General features: G+C 37.0%; 15 protein-coding genes. 11 read left to right on the forward strand and 4 right to left on the reverse strand.

Annotation, left to right across the window (positions count from 1 at the left end):
• The first annotated feature begins 42 nt into the window (after positions 1-42).
• The 8 genes from ACFFIX_RS11710 to ACFFIX_RS11745 all read left to right on the forward strand — a co-directional run bounded on the left by ACFFIX_RS11710 (position 43) and on the right by ACFFIX_RS11745 (position 7,947).
• Complete coding sequence (locus ACFFIX_RS11710) at positions 43-1,410, forward strand: YheC/YheD family endospore coat-associated protein (RefSeq protein ID WP_378934082.1); 1,368 nt, start codon at positions 43-45, stop codon at positions 1,408-1,410.
• A gap of 58 nt (positions 1,411-1,468) precedes the next feature.
• Positions 1,469-2,566, forward strand: coding sequence for a YheC/YheD family endospore coat-associated protein (locus ACFFIX_RS11715; RefSeq protein ID WP_378934084.1), 1,098 nt, complete (start codon positions 1,469-1,471; stop codon positions 2,564-2,566).
• Positions 2,559-3,923, forward strand: coding sequence for a YheC/YheD family endospore coat-associated protein (locus ACFFIX_RS11720; RefSeq protein WP_378934086.1), 1,365 nt, complete (start codon positions 2,559-2,561; stop codon positions 3,921-3,923). The genes ACFFIX_RS11715 and ACFFIX_RS11720 overlap by 8 nt, the downstream gene beginning before the upstream one ends.
• Entirely contained in the window at positions 3,920-4,972 is a 1,053-nt protein-coding gene (locus tag ACFFIX_RS11725; protein ID WP_378934088.1) for a YheC/YheD family endospore coat-associated protein, read from the forward strand. The genes ACFFIX_RS11720 and ACFFIX_RS11725 overlap by 4 nt, the downstream gene beginning before the upstream one ends.
• Positions 4,973-5,075: 103 nt before the next feature.
• A complete protein-coding gene (locus tag ACFFIX_RS11730; RefSeq protein ID WP_378934090.1) occupies positions 5,076-5,285 on the forward strand; it encodes a YheE family protein in 210 nt (69 codons plus the stop codon).
• A gap of 64 nt (positions 5,286-5,349) precedes the next feature.
• Complete coding sequence (locus ACFFIX_RS11735) at positions 5,350-5,541, forward strand: hypothetical protein (RefSeq protein ID WP_378934092.1); 192 nt, start codon at positions 5,350-5,352, stop codon at positions 5,539-5,541.
• Positions 5,542-5,806: 265 nt separating this feature from the next.
• Entirely contained in the window at positions 5,807-6,697 is an 891-nt protein-coding gene (locus tag ACFFIX_RS11740; protein WP_378934094.1) for a PucR family transcriptional regulator, read from the forward strand.
• A gap of 137 nt (positions 6,698-6,834) precedes the next feature.
• Entirely contained in the window at positions 6,835-7,947 is a 1,113-nt protein-coding gene (locus ACFFIX_RS11745; protein WP_378934096.1) for an oligosaccharide ABC transporter ATP-binding protein MsmX, read from the forward strand.
• Positions 7,948-8,021: 74 nt separating this feature from the next.
• Here the strand turns inward: ACFFIX_RS11745 and ACFFIX_RS11750 are convergent, their stop codons facing one another.
• Positions 8,022-8,264, reverse strand: coding sequence for a hypothetical protein (locus ACFFIX_RS11750; protein ID WP_378934098.1), 243 nt, complete (start codon positions 8,262-8,264; stop codon positions 8,022-8,024).
• 281 nt (positions 8,265-8,545) lie between these two features.
• On the opposite strand from ACFFIX_RS11750, the gene ACFFIX_RS11755 reads away from it, so the two are divergent.
• Together ACFFIX_RS11755 and ACFFIX_RS11760 are read left to right on the forward strand one after the other, a co-directional pair.
• Positions 8,546-8,761: an alpha/beta-type small acid-soluble spore protein gene (locus ACFFIX_RS11755; protein ID WP_378934100.1), complete on the forward strand. Its 216-nt coding sequence runs from the start codon at positions 8,546-8,548 to the stop codon at positions 8,759-8,761.
• A gap of 224 nt (positions 8,762-8,985) precedes the next feature.
• Positions 8,986-9,117: a hypothetical protein gene (locus ACFFIX_RS11760; RefSeq protein WP_378934102.1), complete on the forward strand. Its 132-nt coding sequence runs from the start codon at positions 8,986-8,988 to the stop codon at positions 9,115-9,117.
• 54 nt (positions 9,118-9,171) lie between these two features.
• Here ACFFIX_RS11760 and ACFFIX_RS11765 read toward each other — a convergent pair whose 3' ends face one another.
• From ACFFIX_RS11765 to ACFFIX_RS11775, 3 genes are read right to left on the reverse strand one after another with little or no spacing between them, the layout of a single operon-like run.
• Complete coding sequence (locus ACFFIX_RS11765; RefSeq protein ID WP_378934104.1) at positions 9,172-9,909, reverse strand: amino acid ABC transporter ATP-binding protein; 738 nt, start codon at positions 9,907-9,909, stop codon at positions 9,172-9,174.
• Between the two features lie 29 nt (positions 9,910-9,938).
• Complete coding sequence (locus ACFFIX_RS11770) at positions 9,939-10,640, reverse strand: amino acid ABC transporter permease (protein ID WP_378934106.1); 702 nt, start codon at positions 10,638-10,640, stop codon at positions 9,939-9,941.
• On the reverse strand, positions 10,627-11,457 hold the full coding sequence (locus ACFFIX_RS11775) for an amino acid ABC transporter substrate-binding protein (RefSeq protein ID WP_378934108.1): 831 nt from the start codon (positions 11,455-11,457) through the stop codon (positions 10,627-10,629). Before ACFFIX_RS11775 ends, ACFFIX_RS11770 begins: the two co-directional genes overlap by 14 nt.
• 183 nt (positions 11,458-11,640) lie before the next feature.
• Between ACFFIX_RS11775 and ACFFIX_RS11780 the strand changes: the two genes are divergently transcribed.
• Positions 11,641-12,261, forward strand: a complete 621-nt coding sequence (locus tag ACFFIX_RS11780; RefSeq protein WP_378934110.1) for an NAD(P)-dependent oxidoreductase — start codon at positions 11,641-11,643, stop codon at positions 12,259-12,261.
• Positions 12,262-12,304 lie beyond the last annotated feature (43 nt).

The following is a 12,304-nucleotide window of genomic DNA, read 5'->3' on the forward strand; positions in this document are numbered from 1 at the left end:
TTATAGTGCTTGATAGCACATCGATCAAATGAGGGATTCAATTTGGATTATGTAAAAATAGAAATCACCCCTACTGATTCAGATATTCAGAGGTCTATTTATTGTGAAATGAGTGAAGCTTTGCGACTGCGTCTTGAAATTCCGACCTCACTTAATTCATTGAAAATTAGTTGCGGGAGGCATAGTGTGACATGTTATCTCGTATTTATAAACGAGGATCGTCTGGCATTATCGATTAGTGAAGATGCACTTGATGCCTTACAGCTTCCTTCCATCGCATTTAACATTCAAGGATGTTTGAAACAAATAAAGCATCTCAAGCTTGGTCCAATCTTTGGTGTTTTAACTGAAATAAAAAATAGAAATCAGCAGGCTTACTTTGGATCTATCCATGACTATTGCGTTGAACTTGCACGTTATTGCCATTCAAAAGCGCTACTCTTTTATGTATTTTCCCTTTCAACTTACAATAAAGATGAGATGATGGGGTATTTTTTTACAGAGGAGGAACAATGGGAGAAGTTCCGCGTTCCATACCCTGATGTTGTACACAACCGCATTCATTCACGTGTAACAGAACGTTCAAAGGCTTTTTCAGATGTAACATCGGATTTTATTGAAGAAAAAGTACCCTATTTTAACGACCGGTTTTTAAACAAATGGGAAATTCATCAAATTCTACTTGCAAATGAGCACTTGCACCCCTACTTACCTGATAGCGAACGCCTTCATTCAAAGACGCAATTAGAAAACTTTCTACAAATAAAAGAGGACATATTCATCAAACCATTACATGGTAGTCAAGGAAAACGAATTTTCAGAGTCATTAAAGAAGCTGATTCTTATAAGCTTGATTACACAACATTTTCAGGTAATCTCGAAAAACATTTCAAAACATTTCATGACTTGTTTCTCACACTATACCCGAGGGTAAAAAAAGAAGGATTTCTCGTTCAAGAAACAATTCCTTTACAACCTTATAAAAATCGACCAATGGACTTCAGGTTTTTATGTCATAAAAAAAACTTCTACAGCTGGAAGGTTTCATCCTCTATTGCAAGAGTATCTGGTGTAGATCAGTTTGTGGCGAACTTAGCTCGCGGTGGTGAACTGCAAAAAATAAAAGAAGTTCTTACAGATCTTTACGGAACAGACAAAGGTCGTCACATTCAAAAGTTACTAGCAGAACTATCCATAGAAATTGTCAATGTGATTTGCTTACATGCAGGCGGTGAATTTGGTGAATTTGGAATAGACCTGGCACTAGACGAAAATGGTCAACCTTGGATTATCGAAGTCAATACAAAACCATCGAAGTCAGATGAAGATCGCCAAGAAAAAACAACCCGACCATCCGCTCGTGCAGTGATTGATTATTGTGAATTCCTGGCCCGCATTAACGAGCTGTAAATTCTAAACACCCAGTATATAGGCGTGCAAATTCGTTCCACAAAAAAGGAGTGAACAAATGGACTCAACTACATTAGGCTTTTTAACTCTGAACCTTAATCACGAAAACAAATATGTCACTGAAATTGCGAAACGAAGTCTTCATTATAAAATTGAGTGCGTTCGGTTTGAACCTACTTCGATCTCACCAGCTAATTTAGAGGTTAAAGGTGAGCACTATGATCACAGTGCCAAGGAGTGGATGTCTTCTGTTTTCAGCATTCCTCCATTCATTTATGATCGCTGCTTTTATCAAAAAAATCAGCTTTCTCAAAAAAGTAAACCCATCGTTGAATGGTTGAAAAACTATCATAAAACGACCTTTTTAGGTCAGGGATTGCCCGATAAATGGAAAATTCACAAAGCACTTCAAAAGGATTCAATTCTATCATGCTATCTTCCTCAAACTATCTTAGTTAAAGATTCCGTTCAAATTCAACAGCAATTAGCAGCACAAGGCGCTTGTCTACTAAAGCCAATAAATGGCTCTAAAGGACTTGGAATATTTGCAGTAAAACTCGAAAAAAAATTCATTTTGCTAACCTATCATATTGGCCGTGACAAACAAAATAGAAAATTCCCCTCACTTCAAGAATTTGGAGATTGGTGTCAGAAGCTTTTACAACAAAATGATTACTTACTACAGCCGTTTCTCTCTCTGCAAGATACACAAGGCTATCCATTTGATATTCGGTTACTTCTCCAAAAGAACGAAGAAGGCAACTGGTGTTTACGAGGAAAAGGAATTCGTAAGGGATACTATGGATCTTTTCTATCAAACTTAAATACTGGTGGTGAAAGTCTTATATTTGAAGACTGGTTTAACTCTTTAACTGCACACAATCAAGTTTTGGTAAATGATGAACTAAAAACAATCAGTGATCGATTGCCAACTATCCTTGAGGGCAATTTCCCGAATTTATTCGAGCTCGGTGTGGATATCGGTTTTGCCAAAGATGGTTCTCTATGGATACTGGACATAAACTCCAAGCCTGGAAGAAAAGTAATCCTTCAAACGAAGCCTAACTTAGAAGATACGTTGTACGAAGCACCTCTTACTTACTGCAGATTTTTAAAAAAGCAATCCAGTCTAAAAGGAGTCGAACCTATTGAATAATTTATACACCATTCAAACATCAACTAGAAGCGAACCTACTATTCTCCTTCCGTTAGCAAAAAAGGCTTACGGCACGATCACCTCTGTTGCTTTTGGCACAATGATCCTTCCTTGTGAGGTTGAATATAGAGAAGAAATGGAGCAGGAAATCGTCATCCCAGAGAATGTTCGTGCTCTTCTCAAGCTCCCGCAAAATGGAAAAACCCATTTAATTATTCATGAAGAAACTCTTCATCTCGGTCCACTTGTTGGAATTTTCACAGCAGGATTTACTGAATCCACTCTCAGACCGATTGGTGAACGATCTTTGTTTTTTGCAAAATTCCTAACAGTTGAGCGCACGATTGGCATTTTCACGTTTGTATTTGGTGCTCATCATATTAATTGGGATGAGGGAACAATTGAGGGGCTTGTTTATGGAAAAGAAGGCTGGAAGCAGATGATCTTTCCTTTTCCTAACGTTGTTTATGATCGATTGCCTAACCGACGAATTGAAAATCACTCTGCATTAAAAACGGTTAAGAATCGGTTAATCAATGAGTATTCAATTCCTTGGTATAACCCTGGATTCTTTAATAAATGGTCGATTCATCAGCTATTAATTGGTGATGAAAAAGTAGCAAAGTTTTTACCAGAAACCTATCACACACCTTCTATTCAACAAATGGAGCAGATGTTAAGCACCTATCAAAGTGTCTACTTAAAGCCTGCAAATGGCAGCTTAGGTTTAGGAGTTTTTCAGCTCATGTACTCTCGAGAAGAAAACCAATACTATTTCCGCTACAGAGATGACGATGAAATGAATCGACTACGTAAATATCCTTCTCTTGAGCATTTTTTTAAAAATACTTTTAAAGGCAGAAAACTCTCGGACTATCTCGCGCAACAAGGAATTAAACTAATCCGCTTAGATCAAAATCCAATTGATTTTCGAGTTCATACCAATAAAGATCAAAATGGTGAATGGAAGGTAACGGCCATCGGGGCCAAGGTTGCAGGAAAAGGCAGTGTAACGACACATTTGAATAACGGAGGTGTTGTAAAAACACTTGAAGAGATATATGAAGATTCACGTGATCGAATTAAAGCTCTTCATGATTTAACAGAAGCTGCCATTATGCTAAGTGAAACAATTGATAGCAAAATTAAAGGGTTTGTTGGTGAAATTGGCTTTGATTTTGGAATAGATCAAAATGGAAAAGTATGGATGTTTGAAGCGAACTCGAAACCAGGAAGATCGATCTTTTCACATCCTGAACTAAAAGAAGCCGATCTTACTTCTAGAAAACTCTCACTATTATATGGATTATTTTTATCAGAAAAAGCCATTAAAGAACCCGAGGAATTCAACGAATGAAAGCAGATGACCTTTTTCCCTTAGTCGGAATTCTTGCGAGCAAAGGGAATAAAGAAAATACATTTCGAGGCGATTCCCATACTTTTAAACAACTACAGTTTTTACTTCATAATGAAGGTGGTTTGTCTTTTATTTTTACACTAGAGGATTTCCACTCAACATATGTAGATGGCTATGTTTTTATTAAAGGTCAAAGTAAGTGGGCCAAAATTGTTTTACCTTTGCCGCAGATTATCTATAATCGACTCTCAACTAGGCAAGAAGAACAGAGTACAGATTTTCAGAGAATCTCAAAAATCGCTATAAAAAAGCAGATTACAATCACCAATCCATCTTTTTTTAATAAATGGGATACCTACAAACTTTTAAGTGAAAACGAGGCACTAAAACCATACTTGCCGAAAACCATTCACTATTCAGGAGAGCAATCACTTCTATATATGTTAAACACTTTTCCTGCTATTTACTTTAAACCACATCAAGGTTCGAAGGGAAAAGGAATCTATAAGCTTTCCTGTCAAAAACAACAGTATATTATAATTGATAAAACTGGAAAGCGACTCTCGTTATCTAAAGCCAATTTTTTACGAAATATCACCCAATTGGCAGAAAACGAACCCTATCTTCTTCAAGAAGAAATTCATACCGATACTATTGAAGGTCACAAATATGATTTACGAGTTCTCTGCATTTACAACGATGGAATTTATGTTATTAGAGGGATTGGTGTTAGGGTGGCAAGTGCTGGACGGATTACAACACATGTCCCAAATGGTGGAAGCATTGTTCCCTTACATCTTGTAAAAGATAAATTTGATCAGGTGCAACTAGAATGGCTTGCTGATAAAGTTGGAAAAATTTTAGAGAAGTATTACGGATTTATTGGAGAGTTTTCTATGGACATTGGAATTGACTTATTTGGCACACCTTACCTGTTTGAAGTCAACTCAAAGCCGATGGTTTTTGATGAAGAGGATATCCAACAACCCAGACTTCATCACCTTGTCTCACTTTTTCAGCAGAAGTCTTCTATAAACTACCAAAAATGAGATAGAGGAATTTCCTGCTTGGTTGCCGTATTTAACTTGTATGAAATGCTTATTCATACACCAATTATTTTTAAAGAGATACAAGCAGGAAAGGAGCAATAAAATGATCACACATTTTCAATTCAAGCCACTATTTAAACAAGCGAATCTGCCAGGCTGGCAAATTTCTTTTTACTTCAATGGAACTCACTACGATGGTCTCTACCATAAAACAGGACAAATTGAATGGGGAACCACCGCTCCACCGAAAGAAGAAGAAAACTCTATTCATTCCAAGATTCATGAATTGATGCTTTTTCATGTTTATGACTGAGAAAACTGGTATTACGTATGAAAGCGAGCCCTCCTTCACATACTATTAGTAAGGAGGGATACTTTTGACAAAGCATAAAAAAGCAGCAAAACAAGATGTAAGCTATGAAGGTCGTGATGAGTCCTATCAGGATATTGATCGAATCATCAATGAAGGCTTATCTGGGGGCTCAGTTCATATGCGAGAAGAGCACACCAATATTGAAGAAGCGCGGCCACTTGAAAATGAAGAACCTCCACATACGGTTGATAAATAATATTTCACTGTTTGGCTGAATTTGCTTTTCGTCAATCCTTCACGTTTAACTGAACTGAATTAGCAATCTTATTCAGTTCTCCCTCTGTTGGAACATCTTCCTTATTCCCCGGACATAATTAACGGAATATTCACAATAATCCTCACCTCTTATTACTCTTCCTTACAAACTTGTCAAACTCGCTCATGTTAATTCTTTAATATCCTAACTCTTTTCCTTATAATAAAGTTACAGACATATTTGAACTTCCATAAAGGAGAAACGAATGCTAGATAAACTATCAGCACACTATCAAGATGCTTTCTGCAGAGAATACGAATCAGCCAACACTTCATACGAATGGTTTAAAACAGAAAGTGGAGAACTTTTCGGGGTATTGAAGAGTGTTTTAACAGAAAGTGAAAAACACCTTTTACTATCCTTATTTGAACACATCCAATTGTCTGACTCCGGCGAATCCTTTACAGAAAAAGAAAAGAAGTGGCATCGTTATTTATTTAAATCGTCGACAGAAGTACCTTTTTACAAAGAGTCTTGCCGCTTTTATTATTTCTTTTTGAAGCAAGCCGTTGAGGAAAAAGTCAGCTTCGAGGAGGCCATTCAAGGGACGATTCAGGATTCTATCATTCTTTGGATCAATGAAACACATGGCGTAATTATTGAAGAACAACCCTTTTCTATTTTTGAACAAGCCGCATTTGAACAAATGATAGATACAATTACGAGCGACTTTTTTGTGGATATATGTACATATGTGGGGCAGCTGCATAAGAACGACACGTCACTAAAAGAAAAATTCATACTCGAATATTCTTGTTTTCAAACCTTCCAACCTACTTATCGTGAAAAGTCTGTCACTTTTTATGAAGCTTTCCCCTTACTACTTGTCAAAGCATCAACAATGATTTCCAAAAGGGGACTTTCTGAATATTTGCTTGAGAGCTTTCAAGATCATGAATTGGTGCATACCATAAATGTTTTCTTGCAATGCAATCTTAATGCTTCACTCGCAGCCAAAAGGTTATATATCCACCGAAATAGTCTGCAATATCGGATTGATAAGTTTATCGAAAAAACAGGCTTGGATATTCGAATATTTTCAAATGCAACCTTTGCATATCTTGCAATCCATGTTTCTGAAACAGATGCTGGCTAATTCATAGAACACTTTTGTATGTGTTGCACGAAAGTCTCATCCTTTTTTTTGTGCAACCTGTACATATACTTTCCTTAGTGAGATGCATTACACTAGACACAAGTTAAACGCTTTCATTTTAAGGGAGGAATTAGTCAATGGCTGAATTACGCTTAGAAAATATATATAAAATTTATGATAATAAAGTTACAGCAGTAACAGATTTTAACCTTCATATTGAAGACAAGGAATTTATCGTATTTGTTGGTCCTTCTGGTTGCGGTAAATCGACGACACTTCGTATGGTAGCTGGTTTAGAAGAAATCTCAAAAGGTGATTTCAGTATCGACGGCAAACGTATGAATGATGTTGCACCAAAAGATCGCGACATCGCAATGGTTTTCCAAAACTATGCCCTATATCCACATATGAACGTTTATGACAATATGGCATTTGGATTAAAGCTACGTAAATTCCCTAAGGATGAGATTGATCGTCGTGTAAAAGATGCTGCGCGTATCTTAGGTCTTGATCAATATTTAGACCGTAAACCAAAAGCACTTTCTGGTGGACAACGTCAACGTGTTGCATTAGGACGTGCAATCGTTCGTGATGCAAAAGTATTCTTAATGGATGAGCCGTTATCAAACTTAGATGCAAAACTACGTGTACAAATGCGTGCTGAAATTTCTAAACTTCACCAACGTCTTCAAACAACAACAATTTATGTTACACATGACCAAACAGAAGCTATGACAATGGCAACTCGTCTTGTTGTAATGAAAGACGGTGTTATTCAACAAGTTGGAGCACCAAAAGAAGTATATGAAAAACCTGAAACTGTTTTTGTTGGAGGATTTATCGGATCACCTTCAATGAACTTCTTCACAGGTACTCTTACAGAAGGTAAATTCCAGATTGGTAATATATCCGTAGCAGTTCCTGAAGGGAAAATGAAATATCTTCGTGAACAAGGCTATGTAAACAAAGAAGTTATCATGGGAATTCGTCCGGAAGAAATGCATGACGAGCCAGTATTCATTGATGCATCTCAAGGCTCTGTAATCGACGCTACAATTGAAGTAGCTGAATTAATGGGTGCTGAAACAATGCTTTACTCGCAAATTGATGGTCAAGAGTTTGTTGCACGTGTTGATTCTCGTTCAGACATCAAACCTCAACAAACGATTAAACTAGCACTAGATATGAACAAAGCTCATTTCTTTGATAAAGATAGTGAGCAACGTATTCGCCCTGCTGGAGAGAGATAATCTGTTAAAAGCGACGTTGGAGTTTCATGCTCCAATGTCGTTTTTTTATCGTATCAGAATTATATTGCGCTTTTTTACTCATTTATTGATTTCACTTCTTCATGCATACAAGATGTGCAATAGTAATAATGGACACATTGATTCTCTTCTAATGATTGCTTGGCCCCATCAAATAGCTTCATACTATCAATATCCATATAAGCACTATAATCATCCAAATAATCCGTAATCTTCCCCTTATCCTCCATGATTGTACGACAATTGGGACATTGAACGCTCCATGCATCTAAACCATTACATAACGGACAAACATTCATCTCACCAACCCCTTTTCATCTTCATACCTCTATCTTTCTCATCAAAAAATGATTTATGTAAGTAATAAAAGCACAATGAAAAAATTACCAAACTAAAAAAGTATAGAAACCTAAAAAAGATCCATAATACCTAGTAACAACAACACAATGCAACACACTTTTAAAAAGCAACTACTGACACTGGGTTAAGCCGAGCAGGCGATGATTCCATAGCGAACTCATTTGTTGGTGCAATTCCAACTAACCCAACCATTAAACTATTATGAGGAGATGAATGTCAGATGGCACAAAACAGTTCAGGCAGCAATTCGTCTAACCAACTTCTAGTACCAGGAGCACAACAAGCAATTGATCAAATGAAGTATGAGATTGCTTCTGAGTTCGGTGTAAACCTAGGACCAGAAACAACTTCTCGTGCTAACGGATCTGTTGGTGGAGAAATAACTAAGCGTTTAGTATCAATGGCTCAACAATCTATGGGCGGATACCAACAATAACAACTTTATACAACTGGCTCTGAGACCTCAGTATTGCTGAGGTCTCTTTTATATCCAAAATTTTATTGGGAATAAGTGTCCGTATTTGCATCCAACTACCGCCCCTAGCCCCGACGCACAGGACGTGCTAGTGCAGTCATGGCGATTGACACGTCGTGTTTTTGTTCTTTATTTGTATCAAACAAGCCCCTCACACCATATAGTATGGAAAGGAGAGGATAAGTATGTTTGATGCAATTGACTGGAGATTAATTACATTTATTAGCTATTCCCTATTTCATGAATATATTGTCCATATTCGTTATCCACAGATTTATTATTGGAACCAAGCTGCGAAAAAGAGTATGAAGGAATAGATTCGTCTGACTATATATTCCCCCACAACAAAAAAAAGCAAGCTATCATTTAGCCTACTCTTGAATCATCCGTAAAAATTGTTTTGTTCTTTCTTCTTTTGGTTGAACAAAAAGTTCTTTTGGTTTTCCTCTTTCGACAATTACACCATTGTCTATAAAAATCACTTCATCTGCGGCTTCTTTTGCAAATCTCATTTCATGTGTAACAACGACCATTGTCATTCCTTCGTTCGCTAGGTCTTTCATGACACGAAGAACTTCGCCGACTAATTCTGGATCTAGTGCCGAGGTGGGCTCATCAAACAGCATCACACTCGGTTCCATCGCTAGTGCTCTAGCAATTCCTACACGCTGTTGCTGTCCACCTGATAATTGATGTGGGTAAAAGTCTTCTTTTTCCGCTAATCCCACTTTTGACAAAAGCAACTTTGCTTTTTCAATCGCATTATGTTTCGACTCTTGTTTTACAATAATTGGACCTTCTGTGACATTTTCAAGTGCGGTTTTATGTGGAAATAAATTATAGTTTTGAAACACCATACCGGTCAACTTACGAAAGGCACCAATCTCTTTTTTTATGACCTTTGTGTTAAAATCAAGTCCTTGTGTGTCAATTCGTATTTCACCTGTTGTAGGCGTTTCTAATATGTTTAAGCATCTTAATAAAGTGGTTTTCCCCGAGCCAGAAGGGCCAATAACCACAACAACTTTTCCTTTTTCAATCTCAAGGTCAATACCCTTTAAGACTTCTAGGTCTCCAAACTTTTTTGTTAAACCTTTTATAGTAATCATTTAATTACTCCTTTGGTCGCCCATATCAATTATTTTGATACATAGCGATCAAGTTTTCCTTCAATTTTCTGCTGTCCGATTGATAGTATGAAGCATATGATCCAATACAATAATGCCGCCTCAGTATAAAGTAACAAAAACTCATAGTTTGTTGCTGCGATTTCCTGTGCTTTTCTGAACATTTCTGTAACTAATATTAGTGAAGCCAGTGATGTATCTTTTACTAGGCTAATAAACGTATTCGATAACGGTGGTATCGATACCCTTGCCGCTTGTGGCAAAATAATTCTCTTTAGTGCCTGTCTATAGTTCATACCGATTGAATAGCCTGCTTCCCACTGACCTTTTGGAATGGACAAGATAGCAGCTCGAATAATTTCAGAGGCATATGCACCAACATTTAAAGAAAAACCAATAACCGCTGAAATAAACGGGTTAATTGTAATTCCTACACTAGGCAGTCCATAGAAAATAATAAATAATTGCACAAGCAATGGCGTTCCACGGATAATTGACACATAAATTCGTGCAATCATTTGCAGTACCGTTGTGGACGAAATTCTAGCCAATGCCGTTAAAATAGCGAGTATGATGCCGATTACGAAAGAAATAAGGGTTAATGGCAATGTATAATACAAAGCTCCCTTCACCAAAGGGAGCAGGGAACTTTGTGCAATTGTCATTAACCTTTCTAAACGTTCTGGATCGGCAAAAATATTATTTAGATACATCTTCACCAAACCATTTCTCAGAAATTTTTGTGTACGTACCGTCGTCTTTCATTTTTTGTAATGCTTTGTTAACCTCTTCAATTAATTTGCCGCTATCTTTTCTAAACATTAAGCCACTATGAGCTGCATCTTCACTTTCGTCAACAATTTTGATGGCAGCATTTTCACGTTGTTTTTTAAAATCCAATACAGAAAGCTTATCGTTAATAGTTACATCAACACGCTTTGAGTTGATTAGCTCGATTGCCTGGTTAAAGCCTTCTACCCCAACCAATTCGGCACCATATTCTTTTGCAATTTCACCGTAGTTACTTGTGAGTGATTGTGCAGATTTTTTCCCTTTAATATCCTCAAAGCTCTTAACTGTGTCGTCTTCTGCGTGTGTGACCAGCACAGCTGCTGAAGAAATATACGGATCCGAAAAATCATACTTCTCTTCTCGCTCAGGTTTAATTCCTACTTGGTTCGCAATCATATCAAAACGCTTAGCATCTAAACCAGCAAACATTGCGTCCCATTGCGTTTCTTTAAATTCAATTTTAACATCTAAACGCTTTGCAACCTCTTCAGCGATTTCAACATCAAAGCCAGTTAATTTCCCACTATCATCATGGAATGTGAAGGGAGGGTAGGTTCCTTCTGTACCAACTGTTAATACACCATCTTCTTTTACTTTGTCGTATAGTTCGGCTGTTTCATCATTACTACCTGATGTATTTTCTTGCGTTGTTTGGTCGTTTTTTTCAGCTGTCCCACATGCTGCAATCACAAATACAATACTCATAATCATTGTAAATAATAATCCAAGTTTCTTCATTATTATAGCCCCCACTAATTCTATCGGAATTGATTTTAACATGTATGAATATTATACGAGAACGCTTTTTAAGTCAATTAAGTTGTTTACGCATAGTTTAACCCTTCTAGAGCGTAATATTATTTTATTCTTTCATTATTATCAAGTAAGATGAATTAGAGAAAAATAAAGGTGGAATGTTCAATGAAAATTGCCCTATTTGGAAGTACAGGACGAGTCGGGAAAGAGTTTTTAAACTTTGTAATAAGCGATGGATACCAAGTGAAAGCACTCGTTCGTTCACCTGAGAAAATTGAATTTAACTCTGCTTTGTTGGAATTACATAAAGGTAACGCTCGTGAATTTCATGATGTTTTGCCAACCATTGAAGACTGTGATCTTGTTGTAAGTGCACTAAACACCGACAGCGATGATACGTTGTCGGTGTCAATTTTGCATATTATTAAAGCGATGCAAGAACAGCGCGTCCAAAGAATCATTACTATTGGAACTGCAGGGATTCTTCAGTCTCGTACCGACCCAAGTATATATCGCTTTCAATCGTCTGAATCAAAACAGAGAAGCACGAGAGCTGCAGAAGAACATTTAAAAATGTACGAAGCACTGAAGGAAAGCAATCTCGACTGGACAATCATTTGTCCAACTTATCTGCCAGACGGTATATTAACCAAAAATTATCGATACGAAGTGACATTTCTTCCTTTTGAAGGAAAGAGCATTTCTGTTCAGGATACTGCACATTTTGCTTTTTCTCAGCTTATATTAAGTAAATTTAACCGTCAGCGAGTTGGGTTGTCCTATTAATAATTCCAGAAAAAAGAGGCCAAATCAAATGATTAGCCTCTTC

Origin of the sequence: Metabacillus herbersteinensis (assembly GCF_042433335.1) — a bacterium.
In the GTDB taxonomy this organism is placed as follows: domain Bacteria; phylum Bacillota; class Bacilli; order Bacillales; family Bacillaceae; genus Metabacillus; species Metabacillus herbersteinensis.

Coding starts and splice junctions, on each gene's coding strand:
- ACFFIX_RS11715 (WP_378934084.1), top strand. CDS start 1,469: ATGGACTCAACTACATTAGGCTTTTTAACTCTGAACCTTAATCACGAA.
- ACFFIX_RS11770 (WP_378934106.1), bottom strand. CDS start 10,640: ATGTATCTAAATAATATTTTTGCCGATCCAGAACGTTTAGAAAGGTTA.
- ACFFIX_RS11760 (WP_378934102.1), top strand. CDS start 8,986: ATGTTTGATGCAATTGACTGGAGATTAATTACATTTATTAGCTATTCC.
- ACFFIX_RS11775 (WP_378934108.1), bottom strand. CDS start 11,457: ATGAAGAAACTTGGATTATTATTTACAATGATTATGAGTATTGTATTT.
- ACFFIX_RS11725 (WP_378934088.1), top strand. CDS start 3,920: ATGAAAGCAGATGACCTTTTTCCCTTAGTCGGAATTCTTGCGAGCAAA.
- ACFFIX_RS11755 (WP_378934100.1), top strand. CDS start 8,546: ATGGCACAAAACAGTTCAGGCAGCAATTCGTCTAACCAACTTCTAGTA.
- ACFFIX_RS11730 (WP_378934090.1), top strand. CDS start 5,076: ATGATCACACATTTTCAATTCAAGCCACTATTTAAACAAGCGAATCTG.
- ACFFIX_RS11750 (WP_378934098.1), bottom strand. CDS start 8,264: ATGAATGTTTGTCCGTTATGTAATGGTTTAGATGCATGGAGCGTTCAA.
- ACFFIX_RS11740 (WP_378934094.1), top strand. CDS start 5,807: ATGCTAGATAAACTATCAGCACACTATCAAGATGCTTTCTGCAGAGAA.
- ACFFIX_RS11780 (WP_378934110.1), top strand. CDS start 11,641: ATGAAAATTGCCCTATTTGGAAGTACAGGACGAGTCGGGAAAGAGTTT.
- ACFFIX_RS11745 (WP_378934096.1), top strand. CDS start 6,835: ATGGCTGAATTACGCTTAGAAAATATATATAAAATTTATGATAATAAA.
- ACFFIX_RS11765 (WP_378934104.1), bottom strand. CDS start 9,909: ATGATTACTATAAAAGGTTTAACAAAAAAGTTTGGAGACCTAGAAGTC.